Origin of the sequence: Pseudomonas sp. FP2300, from assembly GCF_030687595.1 — a bacterium.
Classification (GTDB): Bacteria; Pseudomonadota; Gammaproteobacteria; order Pseudomonadales; family Pseudomonadaceae; genus Aquipseudomonas; species Aquipseudomonas bijieensis.
Map to the genome: position 1 here is coordinate 2723021 of NZ_CP117440.1, position 15399 is coordinate 2738419.

The 15399-nt window shown below is 59.3% G+C and carries 17 protein-coding genes; 6 read left to right on the plus strand and 11 right to left on the minus strand.

All coding sequences use genetic code 11. The annotated features are described in order from the left end of the window. Positions 1 to 5 precede the first annotated feature (5 nt). From PSH86_RS12230 to PSH86_RS12260, 7 genes are all read right to left on the minus strand, one after another. A complete protein-coding gene (locus PSH86_RS12230; protein WP_305490022.1) occupies positions 6 to 575 on the minus strand; it encodes a DJ-1/PfpI family protein in 570 nt (189 codons plus the stop codon). A 98-nt stretch (positions 576 to 673) separates the two neighbouring features. Beyond that, positions 674 to 2527, minus strand: coding sequence for an ABC transporter ATP-binding protein (locus PSH86_RS12235; protein WP_305490024.1), 1854 nt, complete (start codon positions 2525 to 2527; stop codon positions 674 to 676). Between the two features lie 76 nt (positions 2528 to 2603). Then, on the minus strand, positions 2604 to 3059 hold the full coding sequence (locus PSH86_RS12240; RefSeq protein ID WP_176688138.1) for a GNAT family N-acetyltransferase: 456 nt from the start codon (positions 3057 to 3059) through the stop codon (positions 2604 to 2606). A gap of 175 nt (positions 3060 to 3234) precedes the next feature. Then, a complete protein-coding gene (locus PSH86_RS12245; RefSeq protein WP_163854214.1) occupies positions 3235 to 3549 on the minus strand; it encodes an antibiotic biosynthesis monooxygenase in 315 nt (104 codons plus the stop codon). Then, positions 3539 to 4552 carry a zinc-dependent alcohol dehydrogenase family protein gene (locus PSH86_RS12250; protein WP_163854211.1) on the minus strand — a complete coding sequence of 338 codons (1014 nt, stop codon included), beginning with the start codon at positions 4550 to 4552 and terminating at the stop codon, positions 3539 to 3541. Before PSH86_RS12250 ends, PSH86_RS12245 begins: the two co-directional genes overlap by 11 nt. Before the next feature lie 61 nt (positions 4553 to 4613). Next, entirely contained in the window at positions 4614 to 4916 is a 303-nt protein-coding gene (locus PSH86_RS12255; protein ID WP_163854209.1) for a helix-turn-helix transcriptional regulator, read from the minus strand. Between the two features lie 103 nt (positions 4917 to 5019). Then, positions 5020 to 5676: a hydrolase gene (locus PSH86_RS12260; protein WP_176688137.1), complete on the minus strand. Its 657-nt coding sequence runs from the start codon at positions 5674 to 5676 to the stop codon at positions 5020 to 5022. A gap of 228 nt (positions 5677 to 5904) precedes the next feature. Between PSH86_RS12260 and PSH86_RS12265 the strand changes: the two genes are divergently transcribed. Continuing rightward, positions 5905 to 6801, plus strand: a complete 897-nt coding sequence (locus PSH86_RS12265) for a LysR family transcriptional regulator (protein ID WP_305490028.1) — start codon at positions 5905 to 5907, stop codon at positions 6799 to 6801. Between the two features lie 90 nt (positions 6802 to 6891). Here the strand turns inward: PSH86_RS12265 and PSH86_RS12270 are convergent, their stop codons facing one another. Together PSH86_RS12270 and PSH86_RS12275 are read right to left on the minus strand one after the other, a co-directional pair. Further along, positions 6892 to 7422 (minus strand): DUF2867 domain-containing protein, encoded by a 531-nt coding sequence (locus PSH86_RS12270; RefSeq protein WP_305490030.1) that lies wholly within the window; start codon positions 7420 to 7422, stop codon positions 6892 to 6894. 117 nt (positions 7423 to 7539) lie between these two features. Beyond that, positions 7540 to 8205, minus strand: a complete 666-nt coding sequence (locus PSH86_RS12275) for a DJ-1/PfpI family protein (RefSeq protein WP_232200092.1) — start codon at positions 8203 to 8205, stop codon at positions 7540 to 7542. Between the two features lie 81 nt (positions 8206 to 8286). Between PSH86_RS12275 and PSH86_RS12280 the strand changes: the two genes are divergently transcribed. Then, on the plus strand, positions 8287 to 8847 hold the full coding sequence (locus tag PSH86_RS12280) for a TetR/AcrR family transcriptional regulator (RefSeq protein ID WP_163854201.1): 561 nt from the start codon (positions 8287 to 8289) through the stop codon (positions 8845 to 8847). Positions 8848 to 8928: 81 nt separating this feature from the next. Here PSH86_RS12280 and PSH86_RS12285 read toward each other — a convergent pair whose 3' ends face one another. Further along, positions 8929 to 9879 (minus strand): GlxA family transcriptional regulator, encoded by a 951-nt coding sequence (locus PSH86_RS12285; RefSeq protein WP_134923816.1) that lies wholly within the window; start codon positions 9877 to 9879, stop codon positions 8929 to 8931. 110 nt (positions 9880 to 9989) lie between these two features. On the opposite strand from PSH86_RS12285, the gene PSH86_RS12290 reads away from it, so the two are divergent. Beyond that, entirely contained in the window at positions 9990 to 10790 is an 801-nt protein-coding gene (locus PSH86_RS12290; protein ID WP_212802271.1) for an SDR family oxidoreductase, read from the plus strand. A gap of 25 nt (positions 10791 to 10815) precedes the next feature. After that, positions 10816 to 11580, plus strand: a complete 765-nt coding sequence (locus PSH86_RS12295; RefSeq protein WP_163854195.1) for an SDR family oxidoreductase — start codon at positions 10816 to 10818, stop codon at positions 11578 to 11580. Between the two features lie 244 nt (positions 11581 to 11824). Here the strand turns inward: PSH86_RS12295 and PSH86_RS12300 are convergent, their stop codons facing one another. Further along, positions 11825 to 12703 carry a LysR family transcriptional regulator gene (locus tag PSH86_RS12300; protein WP_116832056.1) on the minus strand — a complete coding sequence of 293 codons (879 nt, stop codon included), beginning with the start codon at positions 12701 to 12703 and terminating at the stop codon, positions 11825 to 11827. A 131-nt stretch (positions 12704 to 12834) separates the two neighbouring features. On the opposite strand from PSH86_RS12300, the gene PSH86_RS12305 reads away from it, so the two are divergent. Both PSH86_RS12305 and PSH86_RS12310 read left to right on the plus strand, forming a co-directional pair. Continuing rightward, complete coding sequence (locus PSH86_RS12305; RefSeq protein ID WP_116832057.1) at positions 12835 to 13701, plus strand: alpha/beta hydrolase; 867 nt, start codon at positions 12835 to 12837, stop codon at positions 13699 to 13701. A gap of 126 nt (positions 13702 to 13827) precedes the next feature. Next, entirely contained in the window at positions 13828 to 15396 is a 1569-nt protein-coding gene (locus PSH86_RS12310; RefSeq protein WP_305490038.1) for an ABC transporter substrate-binding protein, read from the plus strand. Positions 15397 to 15399: the final 3 nt, after the last annotated feature.

A 15399-nucleotide genomic window follows, 5' to 3' on the forward strand; every position in this document is an offset into this window, starting at 1 on the left:
AGCAGTCACCCATGTTCCGCTGCCAACATTGACCTGAATTGAGAAATGACCTCTGCAGATAACCCGGCGCTTTCGAACACTGCGCAGGTGAAGCTAACGGGTGCGGGGCCTGGAGCCGTTATGATGCGGTCTACGACCACGGCTACCGGGCTGCTTCGATAAAGCGCCTGCCCTGCATAACCTACGGCATTGTGTTGCAAGAACTCTGCGCTGTTCGAGGTATGAGCAACCGTGTCGAGCAAGCCGGCCCTCGCAAGCGCCAGCGTTCCCCCGCAGATACCGGCAATCGTCGCGCCGCTTGAGCGACTGGCATGAAGAAAGTCTCGAATATCGGGCGCTTCTGCACGTTCCCAGATCATTCCTCCAATGACGACGACAACGTCCGGCTTCCAGTCCAGGCATTGTTGCAAACTGCTATCGACCGTTACGGCCAATCCACCCTGCGAGCGGAATTGCCCTGTGGCAGAAGTGAAAAACCTGGTGTCGATCCCGTAAAAAGGAGAGGCAGTCCCTGCGATGAAAGCATATTCCCAGTCCGCAAAACCGGGTGTCAGTATCAAACCCACACGTGCCATCAGTCAGAATCCTCCATGAATGCCAATAACATAGGGCGACGAAAAACGGACATCAAGGGCTGCTTCGGGCGGTCAATGATCGCCCAAACCGCCCATGCCTATTCCACTGCCTCAACCACCCCTTGATCCTCGCCCAGAAATCCGCCGCTCTGGTGATGCCACAACCGCGCATAGGTACCGTTTTTCCCGAGCAGTTCCGTGTGGGTGCCTTGTTCTATGATGCGCCCGTCATCCATGACGATGAGCCTGTCCATGGCCGCAATCGTGGACAGGCGATGGGCGATGGCAATCACGGTCTTGCCCTGCATCATGTCATCGAGGCTTTCCTGGATGGCCACTTCGACTTCCGAGTCCAGCGCGCTAGTGGCCTCGTCCAGCAGCAGGATCGGGGCGTTCTTGAGCATCACCCGGGCAATTGCGACGCGTTGACGCTGGCCGCCCGATAGTTTGATACCTCGCTCGCCGACCAGGGTGTCGTAGCCGCAATGGCCATGCTTATCGCTCAGTTGGCTGATGAAGCCATCGGCCTGGGCGTTGATGGCGGCGCTGCGGATTTGCTCGTCGGTTGCATCGGGGCGACCATAGGCGATGTTGTCGCGAATGGAGCGGTGCAGCAGGGACGTATCCTGAGTGACCATGCCAATGGCGCTGCGCAGACTGTCTTGCGTGACGTGCGCGATGTTTTGCCCGTCGATGCGAATCTCTCCGCTGTCCACATCGTAGAAGCGCAACAGCAGGTTGATGAGCGTGGATTTTCCGGCGCCGGAGCGACCCACCAAGCCAATTTTTTCCCCCGCGCGGATGCTCAGGCTCAGCCCATCGAGCACCTGGCGTTCGCCGTTGTAGTTGAAGCTCACGTTGTCGAAGGTCACCGCTCCGCCAGTGGTCACCAGCACTTTCGCATCCGGCGCGTCCTGCACCTTGGGGCCGCGGGTCAAAGTGGCCATGCCATCCTGCACGGTGCCGATGTTCTCGAACAGCGAGGTCATTTGCCACATGATCCAGTGCGACATGCCATTGATGCGCAACGCCATGGCGGTAATCGCCGCCACGGCACCCGCGCCGACTTCGCCCTGGTGCCACAGCCATAGGGCATAGCCGCCCGCACCCATGATCAACGCGACCACCAGTGCCTGGTTGACGATTTCGAATTGGCTGACCAGGCGCATCTGGCGCAAGCCGGTCTGCTTGAAATCCTCCATTGCCGCGCGGGCGAAGTGGGCTTCGCGTTTGGAGTGCGAGAACAGCTTCACCGTGGTGATGTTGGTATAGGCATCGGAGATGCGGCCGGTCATCGATGACCGCGCATTGGCCTGTTCCTGCCCGACTTTTCCCAGGCGGGGTACGAAGTAGCGCATGGCCAGGCCGAACAACGCGACCCAGGCAATGAAAGGCAGCATCAGCTTCAGGTCGAAGCCGCCAGCCAGGGCGATGATCGCGATGAAGTAAACGCCGATCCCCGGTGCGATCTCGATGAGGGTGAACAGCACCTCGCGCACCGACAGTGCCGTCTGCATCACCTTGGTGGTGACGCGGCCGGAGAACTCATCGGAGAAGAACGAAAGGCTTTGTCGCAGCATCAACCGATGGAAATCCCAGCGCAGCCGCAACGGTAGGTTGATCGCCAATATCTGGTGCTGCACCATCGTGCGCAACGCGACCAGCCCGATACTGGTCAGCAATACGATGCCGATGCCCCACAGCACGCGACTTTCCTGTATCGCCGCATCGCCGCCGGCCTGCCAGGTCGACAGCAGGTCCACGACCTGCCCGAGGAAAGAAAACAGCCAGGCTTCGTAAATCGACACACCGGCACTCAGTAGCGCAAGCGCGAGAATATAACCGCGGGCGCCGCGCGTGCAGGCCCAGAGAAATCGCGACAAGCCTTCAGGCGGTGGCGGTACTTCGTCGGGCGGGAAGGGGTCGAGCCATTTTTCAAACGTGCGAAGCATGGTGGTCTCCAAGACGATCCAGTGAGGAGATTCTGGCACGCATGGGCTGCTTTGAGGGTTTTGTGAGGGGACAGGGTTAATCGCCCAGGACTTTTTCCATGATGATGGTGCGCTCGGCGCCGTGAAATTCGTCCCTGATTTTCAGGAAACCCAGGGCAAGATAAAACCCTTCTGCCGTGATCGAGGAGGGGACACGCAACAGCTTTACGCCGCTCTGCACGGCCATTGATTCAATAGTCGCCATCAGTCGACTCCCTAGGCCTTTCCCCTGATGAACCGGGTCGACGAATAGGCTTCGGACGGTGTTTCGATCGAGACTTGCGGTTGCGACGACATGACCGTCAATGCATGCGACATACACCTGACGCTGGGTTAGAAGGTGCAGGATCGCCGAAGGTGAAAAGCTCAGTTGCACTCGTTTGATGATGTCTGGCGAATAATCTTGAGCATTGGATTCACGCAGCGCGGCCACTACGATCTGGCTTATTGCTATGGCGTCCGTGCTCATTGCGCTTCGAATCATACAGTCCATTGGGTACTCTTCCGTGCGTGTGTCCAGTTCATTAGTGTGGGCCGTTCAGCAGGGCGTTGTGGGAATGACTGCTTATGGCCGACCTCTGCGTAAATAAATCTGAGAATCCATATTCGTATCGGGCCAGTGAGCGCAAGCGTCAGTTGACCCGATGACTCCTGGCATTGTGAACGCCTTAGAAAGCAGGATCACCTATAGCAAAAGCCGCTCCCTCAATGTGATAGACCTGCGGTTCCTCCGAGAAGTATTTCTGCAGGCCCATCATGAACACCCGATGGTCTTCACTCGCTTCGAAGCCCGGAGTGTGATCCTCGAGTGATTGCCAGCGCACGATCAGGTTGAATTGTTGCGGGGTTTCGATCCCTTGGGCCAGCATGTGCCCGCAGTAACCTTTAGCGCGGCAGAGCAAAGGAGCCACCTCGGCAAATGCGTGCCTGAAGTTTTCAATGTGTTCTTTGTAAACGGGCAGTAGAGCGATCTCATAAATCATGGGATTCCCCTGAAGTGGGTTCAACGCTTGCGAGATGAGGCGACGGCGTGACTGCAATCGCGACTTTTCCTTGAAGACCGTTGTTGGGGCTCTCCAGCCGCGCATGGGCGAGCGCAAGGTCGGCAAGTGAATAGACGGCGCCAACGTGCGGGCGCAGCTGACCGCGCGCTACCAACGTGCTCAACTCATCCAGCTTGCCGCGGTTTTGTCTGGTGAAAACGAAGTGATAACTCGCGTTCTTGCCCCAGGCCTGAACGAGGTTCTGTGGCTGGGCAATGTCCACGATGCTGACAACTCGGCCAAGTTGGGCGAGGGCATCCGGGCTGCGGGATAATGTGTTGCCGCCGATGGTGTCAAACACCACATCGACTCCGCGGCCTTCCGTTTCCCGATTGATGACGTCGACGTAATCCTCCTTTTCGTAGTCGATGATCACATCGGCACCCATGCTGCGTGTGAACTCAAAGTTTGCTTCGCGCACGGTCGTGAAGACCCGCGCTCCAATGGCTTTTGCCAACTGGATCGCTACATGACCTACGCCTCCCGCGCCGCCGTGTATCAGAATGCTTTCGCCCACTTTAAGCGCCGCTCGCACGGTCAGTGCTTCCCACGCTGTTCCACCGACCAGGCTCAGGCTTGCCGCCTCGAGATGGCTCAGCGAGGCGGGCTTCTTCCCGACAATGCTTTGGGCAGCAACGTGGTATTCGGCGTAACTCCCCGGGCCGTCAAATATTTGCGGGGTGTACCAGACTTCGTCGCCGGGCGCGAAAGCCGTCACACCCGGCCCGACTTCTTCGATAACGCCAGATACGTCGTGACCGGTAATCGCCGGAAGTGGTACCAGATCGGAGTAATCTCCGCGTCGGACCTGATAATCCAAAGGATTGATGGAGGTAGCGTGTACCCGAACCAAGACTTGTCCCGTTTGCGGCACAGGCTTGGGCACGTCGCAGAGTTCGAACGATTCCGGGCCGCCAAATGATTTAAGCATCATCGCTTTCATTGTAAATCCTCGTATCGACAAAAAGGGATATCGAGATATCTCGATATTTTGCAGTAAAAAATTACAGCTCTTTCCCTATGATCTCGGCAAGAGCACTGATGGTTGCTTCGTTCCGCTTGTAGTAGGTCCACTGGCCGATGCGCCTGACTTCGACCAAGCCCACCCGTTGCAGAGTGGCAAGATAGCCAGACACCGTTGACTGTGACAGTCCGATACCTTCTTGGATACTGCTGACGCAGACTCCCACCGTGAGAACGTCACCTTCATCCTGCGCAGGGAAGTTCTTTGCGGGATCCTTCAAACCTTTCAAGATTTCAAGGCGTGTAGGGTTTGAGAGGGCTTTGAAGATTTCGATCAATTCCATAACCTGATCATATCGAGATTTATCGATATGTCAATACGGTAATCAACACCGGCCGTACTAATGAAGATGGCGCCCGCATAGCGGGCCCCACCTTCTTCACGTATCAACGGCTAGGGGCGTCTCCAGTCTTTTCCTGACCGGCCTTTTCGGCGTTAAAACCGTCGGCACTTTCGAATACGCCCATGAAACCGGGGATAGTCGACTCACGCGACCAGTCGCGCTGGAGCTCGCAGTACATCTGCACACGGCTGATGAGTTTCGCGCCCGCTTGCTCGATTCGGCGAAGGGCTGCCTCATGTGCGGCGGGTGACGTGCCTCCGACCGCATCGACCGGCACATACACTTCATAGCCTTCCTGGATCGCGTCCAGTACAGGGAACGTCAGGCAGGCCTCGGTCCAGAGCGCGGTCATGATGAGCTTCCGACGGCCGATTGCCTTGACCGCCTGTTTGAACTCGGTGTCCTCCCAGCTGTTGATAGAGGTGCGGTCATAAGTCGGTAGATGACCGAGCACGTCCTGCAGTTCTCGAATCGGCGGCTTGTTACGGCCGGTAGCGACGTTAACGGTCGAATGAATGATAGGCAGGTTGTAGTTGACGGCCGCCTTGGCAACGCTCGTGATGTTGAAGACGAGTTCGTCGCGGGACATCGAGCGAATCGAGGAGACCTGGATCGGCTGATAATCGATGATGATCAGCGCCGAATTTTCAGGCGATAAGAGCTGGTCGGTATGGGGGTTGCGTATAGTCTCGCTTGTCATCTGTAGGTCCTTTTCTCAGTGATGCACGCGTGTCGGAGGGCCAGCGCATGTTCGGATGGACAGGCGCGACCGTGACGACACGTCCACTGATGTTGTTAGTAGATTGGGTTTTCCGGGAAACGTGCGCCAACGGCGACGCTGTCAGGAAGGGAGGATTATGCTGTTCCCATTTTCGACGCAGTAGTAGCATTCCGAGGCTAGCTGTGTCGCTCAAAGGGGAACGCTGATTTGGATATCGAAGAGCTGCAAACTTTCGTAGAAGTCGCTGATGCTGGAGGTGTTTCACCTGCGGCACTCCGGCTCGGAGTCTCCAAGTCGATCGTCAGCCGCAGGCTCGCCCGGCTTGAAGCGGAACTTGGCATCCAGTTGCTTGCACGATCCACCCGTGGGGCAGCGCTCACTGAAGCCGGGGCCACATTCCGAGACTATGCAGCCAGGGTCTGCGCCGAGATTGATGCCGCCAGAGAAACGATCCTGCCGGCGGGAGTCCTTCGTGGCCGCTTACGAGTTGCGGCGCCGCTCTCTTTTGGCCCTACGCATTTCGCTCCCATGCTCGCGGAAATGGCACGACGCCACCCCGAGCTTCATATCCAGACCTGTTACAGCGATCGCTTCGTTGATCTCATTGCCGAGGGGTTCGATTGTGCGATACGAGTCGGCTATCTTCCGGACTCTAATTTGATCGCAAGGCGTATCGGCCCGATTTACACGAAGCTCGTTGCGAGCCCGGGCTACATAAAAGCGCATGGGGTACCAGAGTCACCGGAACAGCTCGCTACCCATGAGGCTCTCCTGCAGGGCACCGAAGCGTGGCAGTTCATGGATGGCGACAAGATCATCGCGGTTCGCCCGCAGGGACGCTTCAAGGCTGACAACGGCATAGCGCTCGTGGCTGCCGCAACAGCAGGACTCGGGCTCGCGTACCTGCCAGATTGCCTGACCTACGAACATGTGACTTCGGGGGCGCTTGTGCCGATCATGACTCGGTATCCACCACCCCCGGCAGGTGCATATGTCGTCCGTCCGCCAAGCCAGCATCCCACGCGCAAGATACGAATGCTCACGGACCTGCTGATCGAGTCTTTCGGACAGTCTTCGCACTTTGCGGGGCCTGCCCGGATCTGATCAGGCTTTGACCTGAGAGACGTGGCCAGGCTTGCCAGACAGCCTTTCGATTGAACGGTTAGCCCTCAGGCGCACACAGCGCTCTGAGCCTTAGGGGCAGGTAGCCAGAGGCCAACCGATGCGTGCTGCACGCAGGAGGCTGGCTTTAACAACCAAGCGGTGAAAGGGCGCAATCACGAAGATGTAGGCCCGGCCTAGACGGTTGTGGCAGTGGACCACGGTGGAAAAAACGAGTTGGCGACTGCCTTCTGGCTCTGCCTCTGCAGAACAGAGGATCGATATCCGGAAGTCGAGGTGCTTGTCGTCCTCTCCCAACACGATTTCAGTCTGGTTCGTGCTGTAGACCTTGAAGATTTCAATCCGATTAGCCAGTGTTGCCAAATGTCTGGCTGTCTTGAGACCAAAACAGGCAACGATAGTGTCTCGGACTTTCATGAGCCATCCGATCCAGGCTGGCTGGTGGGAAAGGATGAATCGAGCTAGTAGAACTGGATCGCTGGAAGTGCCCGCAGGGAGCCGAATTGCAAAAGCGTCCGCCAGGTTCAGCGACTTGTAAAGGTGGGTGATGCCGGACCTCGAGGGGACTGGCACAGACAGGATGAGCTCAAATTCCCGGGGCATCGGTGATCTCTCCTGAGTTCCAACTACTGATTGGACGACATGCCATGTCGCGTTCCTTTGCGGTGGTTTATCGATGTCCACGCCTTGAGGCCCAGGGCCTCGCTGAGCGAGCATGGATTAACTGGATGTTGTTGAGGTGCCAACTTCTCCTTGTCGGAGACTGAGCCCGATCAAGGCATCATAGAGCGCTTGCTGCCCGGCGGGTAGAACAGGGAGCAACGTCGCACGGCGCTTGTCGACACCGAACCAGGACTCAACCAACCATCCCACCAGATAGAGTGCCGAAAGGCATCCGCCAGCGGTTGCCACGTTACCTTGGCATACAAGCGGCTGGTCCATGGGCTCAAGCCCCAGAGCCTGCAAGCTCGATCGCGCATCCGGGTGTGTGGTTGCCTGGCCGTTGAGCAGCCCAAGCCGTTCGAGAATGAAAGCTCCGGCGCATATGGAGCCGATTCGCTGGCGCCTGGGGTCAAGTTCAAATGACGGCAGGAAATCCGGCGCGGCAAGTGCAGCGGGTATCCCTTCCTTGCCGCTGACGAACAATACCGCGTCGGCACTATTGGCTTCGCAAAGCGGACCGTGCACCGAAACAGGCAGGCCGTGCGCCGATCGCACGATAGCGCTAGAACCCAATATTCGGACGTGCCAGTCCTGCGTGTTGCGGCCTAGAATGTCCCACATCAGGAATAGGTCGATATCGGTGAATTGGTCGAAAGCAACCAGAACGATTTTCTTCAAGGCGAACTCCATGAAAAGTGCTGGCGTGCAAAACGCAACGGCCATCTTTGCTGGTGTTCGCAGCGTATCAATCGGTTGCGCACCATACACAGTCTGTATGGCGCCAGATCTGGAGCGAAATAACGGGTGAGAAAACTAACGCGTCACCATTGGATCGCGGCAGGTTTTGAGGCCCTCGACCAAATAGGGTATATCGGTGTTTCGGTCGAGAGTCTCTCGCGCCGATTGAATGTGACCCGCGGATCGTTCTATCACCATTTCCGCAATCGCGAAGACTTTGTCCGCACCTTGCTGGCCGCTTGGGAAGAAGACTACACCGAGCGCATGCTCGCTTATGCGGCGCAGGGGCGTAGCGCGGGCGAAACCTTGCAACGCTACTTGAGTATTGCCGCGGAGAAACAACCAGGGCGGGAAGTTTCCATCCGCGCCTGGTCGTTGCACGATCCGTTGGTAGGCGAGTTTCAGCAGCGTGTTGACACAAGACGACTGGACTTCGCGATACGGACATGCCGCCGTTTGGTCCCTATGCCAGGCCAGGCAGAAGTGATTGGTCAGGTGGCCCATCTGTGCCTGATTGGTGGCCAACAGGCAGGGCTGCGGCGTGATGCCGCGCGCTTCAACAGTTTCCTGCATGGAGCCTTTTCACTTTTCGAAGGGGCTCTTGCGCCGTGGCGGCCTAAGTCGTGAGCTGAAATTTCGCCGCAAGGTTGGAAGCTGTCGAGTGAGTGGATGCAACTGAAAGAAGCGTGAAGTCTGGCTTCGGACAGATCAAATGTTCACTCCGCGAACATCTCGTCGTATCGCCTGGGGAGGAACGCCAAAGCCGCGAATGAACACTTCGCGCATATGGCGTCGATCACGAAAGCCGGTTTCCTTGGCGACCACGTCCAGTGAATGACGGCTCTGTTCGATCATCACCCGCGCGGCCTCCAGGCGCAGACGCTCGATGGCCTTGGCCGGAGATTGCCCGGTTTCCGTCGTGAACACGCGAGTGAACTGCCGCGGGCTAAGGTGCACGGCCTCGGCCAGATCCTCAACGCTGAGTGGTTTGTGCAGGTTCTGCCGGGCGTAGTTCAGCGCGTTCTGGATACGGTCGGATTTCGGAGCGAGGGTGAGCATCTCCGAGTGCTGCGATTGCCCGCCCGAACGACGCTGGTGCATGACCAGCTTATGCGCCACCGAACGTGCCACTTCCGGGCCCAGATCCTTCTCCACCATCCCGAGGGCCAGATCCAGGCCGGCAGTCATGCCGGCGGACGTCCAGACGTTGCCATCGATTATGAAGATGCGGTCATCCTCGACGCTGATCTGTGGATACAGACGACGCAGTGCCGCGCCATAAGCCCAGTGAGTAGTCGCGCGACGCCCATCGAGCAGGCCGGCCTGGGCCAGCACGAAGCCTCCAGTGCAGATACCGGCGACGCGGCGCGCTTGCTGCCCGGCCTGGTGTACGAATGCCAGGGCCGCCTCACTCGGCGGCGTTTCCAAGGGCTTGTTGACCCCGACAATCATCCAGGTGTCCGCCAGGCCAGGGGTGTTCAGGGCGCGGGTTTCGATACCCAGGCCCAGGGACGAGCGCACGATACCGCCGGCGACGGAGAAGAACTCTATGGAATAGAAGGGCGCCTCGGCCACGATGTTGGCGTACTCGAAGACGGTCTGGGTGGCCAGCGACAGCACCTGGAAGTCGTCGGAGAGCAGGTAGCCGATTCTGTGCATGGTCGGATCTCATGTTGGTCGTGTCCTGAAACATGACTGTATACGTCATTTAGGTCTTTTCCAATCCTCGCCATGATGTGTCCCAAGCCCACCCCACCTGGAGACATAACATGAGCAACGCATCTAAAGGCACCGCACTGGTCACTGGTGCATCGTCGGGTATCGGCGCCCTTTACGCCGAGCGCCTGGCCCAACGTGGTTACGATCTGGTCCTGGTCGCCCGTAACCGCGAACGCCTGAATGACCTGGCTCGCCGCATCACCGATGACACCCAGCGCGTGGTCGAGGTGCTGCAGGCCGACCTGGGCGATGCCCAGAGCCTGGCCAGTGTCGAGGCCAAGCTCAAGGAAGACGCGAGCATCACCCTGCTGGTCAACAACGCCGGCATCGGCACCCACACGCCGCTGCTCGACAGCGACGTCGGCCTGATGACGCGGATGATCGGCCTCAACGTGACTGCACTGATGCGTCTGAGCTATGCCGCCGTCACCGGGTTTGTCGAGCGTGGCAACGGCGCCATCATCAACATTTCCTCCATCGTCAGCATCGCCCCGGAGTTGCTCAACGGCGTGTACGGCGGCAGCAAGGCCTTCGTCACCGCCTTCAGCCAATCGCTGCATCACGAGCTGGCCGACAAGGGCGTGCGCATCCAGGCCGTGTTGCCAGGGGCGACCGCCACCGAGTTCTGGGACAACGGCGGCCTGCCGCTGGAGCACCTCGACCCCGCCATTGTGATGCCGGCCAGCGCCCTGGTCGACGCCGCGCTGATCGACTTCGATCGCGGCGAATTGATCTCCATTCCCTCGTTGCATGACGCCAGCCAGTGGCAGGCCTACGAGTCGGCGCGCAAGGCCATGTTCAGCAAGCTTTCCAGCAACCAACCCGCGCCGCGCTACAGCGCCGAGCGTTGATCGACCCCTCATAAGGAGAGACAGCATGAAACTCAACGGCAATACCATCTTCATCACTGGCGGCACTTCGGGTATTGGTCGCGGCCTGGCCGAAGCCTTCCATCAACGTGGCAACAAGGTGATCATCGCCGGCCGCCGCCAGGCCCTGCTGGACGAGATCGCTCGGGCCAATCCCGGTATCGACACCGTGGTGCTGGACATCAACAATCCGCAGCAGATCAAGCAGGTGGCGCAGCAGGTGATCGAGCGTCACCCCGACCTCAACGTGGTGATCAACAACGCCGGCATCATGCCGTTCGATAACGCCGCCTCGGGTGATCTCGACGACGAGCAGGCGGTGGGTCTGCTGGCCACCAACCTGCTCGGCCCGGTGCGCGTCAGCGCGGCCTTCGTCGAGCACCTCAAGCGTCAGCCGGATGCCACCATCATCAACAACAGCTCGGTGCTGGCGTTCATTCCGATTGCCGTCACCGCGCTGTACTCGGCGACCAAGGCGGCCATTCACTCCTATAGCCTGTCGCAGCGCTTCATGCTGCGTGACACCAGCGTCAAGGTGCTGGAAATCGCACCGCCATGGGTCGACACCGATCTGGTCCACAAGAGTGGCGACCCGCGCGCCATGCCGCTGGATGCCTTCATCGCCGAGACCCTGGCCAAGCTGGAAACGGCCACCACCGAAGTGATCGTCGATGGCATCGCCGCGTTGCGCGCCAACGTCGGGCCGAACGAGTACGCCCTGGTGGAGCAGTTCAACCAGTCGATCGTCGACAATCCCATCCCTGTTGCCTGAGCCCTGCGCCCGACCTCACTGGGAGGTCGGGTATTTTGATGTTTCTGCTGCTTGCCTTCGTCAGCCTGCGCTTCTCCGAGTGGCGCGTCCGTGTGCAGGTATCCGCGCCCGGGCTGCGCTGATCAGCGGCTGCCTCTTACACTGGTAATCTCGCACGCCATACTCTGCCAAAGAGCGGCCGCCAGGGGCGCAGTTCACGGCCTTTCCCGATGACAGACGTCCATGAGCCGCGCCAAGGGAAGGATTACGTTGCCACCGCCGACATGAGCAACTTGCGAATTTCCCCTGTAATCGCACTTTTGGTGCCTTGTTCCAGTATCCCCACCCGGCGTACCGCCAGGTCGCCCGGCAACGGCAGCACACGCAGGCTTGGGTCTTTGTGCCAGTCGAAGTTTTTCAGCAACGGCACAATCGCCACTCCGACTTGCTGGCGCACCAGGTCGGCGATTCCGATGATCGAGTTCAGTTCCAGGATCTCCAGCGGTTCGACCGATTCACTCTTGATGATCGACTGCACCTTGCGACCCACTGCCGTGGACCTGTCGTAGCGAATAAACGGCTGGGTTCTCAGCAACTCCACTGCGTCGTCGATGCCGGCGGTCTGGGTGGCATTGGCGAGCATGACGATCGGTTCGTTGTAGAGCAGGGTCCAACTCATGCCATCGAAGTTTTGCCGCGCAGTCTCGATCAGCAGCGCGGCGTCGAGTTTGGCGGCCTGTACCAGGTTGACCACTTCGTCGGAACGGGCGGTCATCAGGTTGACCGATATCCTGGGGTGCAGCTTTTTCAGTTGTACCAGGCAATTGGCAAGCAGGCCCATGCCAGAGGTAATGCCGCCAATCGACACTTCGCCCTCCATGGCTTCACCGTCGGGGGCTTCGGCGATCATTTGCTCGTAGTCCGCCAGCAGACGCTTGGCCTTGGGCAGCAATAACACACCATCGCGGCTCAGCTTGATTTGCCGCTGGCTGCGGTCGAACAGCGGCCGGCGCATTTCCTCTTCGAGTGCGCGCATTTGTTGGCCGACGGCGGCGTTGGTCAGTGCCACGCGGTCGGCAGCGGCGGCAAAGCTGCCGTACTCGGCGACGGCGATAAACGTCTTGAAAAAACGAATGTTGCTCATGGGTCAACTCGCAGCCATGGGTAGAGCTTGATCGTAAAGGTTTTGTTTGTTCTGGATAAAGTTTAATTAGTTTTTCTTTTTATAGCGCCCGGCCAATACTCAAGTCCGAACTGACTCGGCGAACTTTCCAGATGAGCAATCCAGATACCAACCCCATCGACGCGGCCTTGCGTGCGGCCAAAAACGTGTATCACCTCGGCGCTACCACGGTGTACTCGCACCACGAGGACAGCCGTTTTGCCTACACCCTCTATGTGCCCGAAACCATTGAAGACAGCTCCCGGCCCGTGGATCTGGTGGTGTCGCTGCACGGCTCGACCCGTGCGATGGAGATTTATCGCAATGGCTTCGCGGAGTTTGGCCGCTGGAACGATTGTGTGATTCTCTCGCCGCTGTTCCCGGTCGGCGTGCTGGGTGACAGCAACGGCGATGGCTACAAGCAACTGGTCGAGGGCGATATCCGTTACGACCAAGTATTGCTCGACATGATCGCCAGCGTCGGCAAGCGCTACGGTCGTCGCTTCGATACCTTTGCGCTGTTCGGCTATTCCGGCGGCGGGCAATTCACCCACCGGTTCTGCTACCTGCACCCCGAGAAGCTCTGGGCGGCGTCCATCGGTGCGCCGGGCTCGGTGACCTTGCTGGATTTCGAGCAGGACTGGTGGGTCGGTGTGCGGGACTTTGCGACGCGCTTCGGCAAACCGTTGAACCTGCAAGCCTTGCAGCAACTGCCGGTGCACATGGTGGTCGGCGATTCAGACCTCGAAACCTGGGAAATCACCCACCGCGAAGGGGGCAAACACTACATGGCCGGTGCCAACGCTGCCGGACGCACGCGCCCGGAGCGCCTGGCCAGCTTGAAGGCGAGTTTCGAAGCCGCCGGCGTGCAAGTGCACTTCGACCTGTTGCCCAACGTCGCGCACCAGGGCATCAAGGTGATGCCCGCTGCCCAGGACTTTTTCGCCAAGGTGTTGCGCCGCAAGCGCAGCCTTGGCTGATACACCGCTGGTAGATGCACTCAGAACAGGCCGTACAACAATAATCAAGGATTCACTCATTCTGATGCCGGTCCTGCCTTGGCTCCCGCCACTGACCGGAAAATTTCTTCAAGGAGTCTTTCTCCCGTGAATAGTTACGTAAAGACGGCACTGGCCGTCGCGATGTCGGCGTGCACCTTTTCCATGGCCGTCGCGCAAGACAAGGTCATCAGCGTTGGTCTCAATGGTGATATCCGCAGCACCGACCCGGGCGTCAACCGCGACGACAATACCGATGCGGTGATGATGCACATCGTCGAAGGGCTGGTGGCGTATCGCGAAGACACCAGCATCGCGCCGATGCTGGCCAGTGCAGTCGCTGTCTCGCCGGACGGCTTGCGCTACACCTTCAGCCTGCGAGACGGCGTGCACTTCCAGAATGGCCAGCGGTTGACGGCCAAGGATGTGCAATGGACTTGGCAGCGCTACCTGGACCCCAAGACCCAGTGGCGTTGCCTGGCGGAGTTCGACGGGCGTGGCGCAGCCAGGATTGTCGATGTCGCCACCCCTGACCCGAAAACCGTGGTGTTCACGCTGGACCAGGCCAACGGCTTGTTTCTCGCGGCGATGGCTCGCCCGGATTGTGCCGGCAGCGGCATCCTGCACCCGGACTCCCTGGCCGCCGATGGCAGTTGGCGTGCACCGATCGGCACCGGGCCGTTCACCCTGGGCAAATGGCAGAAGGGCCAGTACGTCGAACTGGATCGCTTCAAGGAATACACGCCGCGTGCCGAGGCCGAGGCGGACGGGTACACCGGCAACAAGCAGGCGTTTGTCGACAAGGTGCGTTTCCAAGTGATCCCCGATTCGGCCTCGGCCAAGGCCGCGCTGCTCTCGGGTGGCGTCGACCTGCTGCCGGACGTGACGGCAATGGACGCCGCACAACTCAAGCAGGACAAGAATCTGCAGATCCAGGTCAGCCCGATCATGACCATCAGCGGCTTGCTGTTCCAGACCCGTGACCCGTTGCTCAAGGACGTGCGCATTCGTCGCGCGGTGGCGTTGTCCCTGGATTACGCACAGATGGTGGCGGCCTTGTCCGATGGCTTGTCGGTGGTCAACAACTCGGTCATCCCCACCGCCAGCCCGTATTACGACGACACCGCGCGCCAGGGCTACACCTACAACCTCGACGAGGCCCGGCGCCTGTTGAAAGAGGCCGGTTACGGCGGCGAAAAAATCCGCATGCTGGTCAACAAGCGCTACCCGCAGATGTTCGACATGGGTTTGCTCAGCCAGGCCATGACTCAGGCGGCGGGGCTGAATATCGAGATGGAAACCCTGGAGTGGGGCACGCAGCTGGAGCGCTATCAGACCGGCAGCTACCAGATGATGTCGTTCTCCTATTCGGGGCGTTTCGATGCGGCGCAGAGCTTCGAATCAGTGATCGGCGACAAGCAGAAGGAGCCGCGCAAGATCTGGGACAACCCCGAAGCCTTGGCGATATTGCGCGAGGCCCAGCGTGAGGTTGACCCCGCCAAGCGCCAGCCGCTGTTCGACAAGCTCCACACCTTGATGCTCAAGGATGTACCGATGGTGGTCATCTACAACGGTACCGCCATCGGCGCGATGGGCAAGCGCGTTGAAGGTTATCGCTCCTGGCCCGTTGCCAAACCGCGCCTGTGGGGCGTGAAGCTGGCCGACACTTCCAAGTAAGGC

Bases quoted from the DNA above. Each gene is read 5' to 3' on its own strand.
- PSH86_RS12230 (WP_305490022.1), bottom strand. From the start codon at position 575: ATGGCACGTGTGGGTTTGATACTGACACCCGGTTTTGCGGACTGGGAA.
- PSH86_RS12235 (WP_305490024.1), bottom strand. From the start codon at position 2,527: ATGCTTCGCACGTTTGAAAAATGGCTCGACCCCTTCCCGCCCGACGAA.
- PSH86_RS12240 (WP_176688138.1), bottom strand. From the start codon at position 3,059: ATGGACTGTATGATTCGAAGCGCAATGAGCACGGACGCCATAGCAATA.
- PSH86_RS12245 (WP_163854214.1), bottom strand. From the start codon at position 3,549: ATGATTTATGAGATCGCTCTACTGCCCGTTTACAAAGAACACATTGAA.
- PSH86_RS12250 (WP_163854211.1), bottom strand. From the start codon at position 4,552: ATGAAAGCGATGATGCTTAAATCATTTGGCGGCCCGGAATCGTTCGAA.
- PSH86_RS12255 (WP_163854209.1), bottom strand. From the start codon at position 4,916: ATGGAATTGATCGAAATCTTCAAAGCCCTCTCAAACCCTACACGCCTT.
- PSH86_RS12260 (WP_176688137.1), bottom strand. From the start codon at position 5,676: ATGACAAGCGAGACTATACGCAACCCCCATACCGACCAGCTCTTATCG.
- PSH86_RS12270 (WP_305490030.1), bottom strand. From the start codon at position 7,422: ATGCCCCGGGAATTTGAGCTCATCCTGTCTGTGCCAGTCCCCTCGAGG.
- PSH86_RS12275 (WP_232200092.1), bottom strand. From the start codon at position 8,205: ATGGCCGTTGCGTTTTGCACGCCAGCACTTTTCATGGAGTTCGCCTTG.
- PSH86_RS12285 (WP_134923816.1), bottom strand. From the start codon at position 9,879: ATGCACAGAATCGGCTACCTGCTCTCCGACGACTTCCAGGTGCTGTCG.
- PSH86_RS12290 (WP_212802271.1), top strand. From the start codon at position 9,990: ATGAGCAACGCATCTAAAGGCACCGCACTGGTCACTGGTGCATCGTCG.
- PSH86_RS12295 (WP_163854195.1), top strand. From the start codon at position 10,816: ATGAAACTCAACGGCAATACCATCTTCATCACTGGCGGCACTTCGGGT.
- PSH86_RS12300 (WP_116832056.1), bottom strand. From the start codon at position 12,703: ATGAGCAACATTCGTTTTTTCAAGACGTTTATCGCCGTCGCCGAGTAC.
- PSH86_RS12305 (WP_116832057.1), top strand. From the start codon at position 12,835: ATGAGCAATCCAGATACCAACCCCATCGACGCGGCCTTGCGTGCGGCC.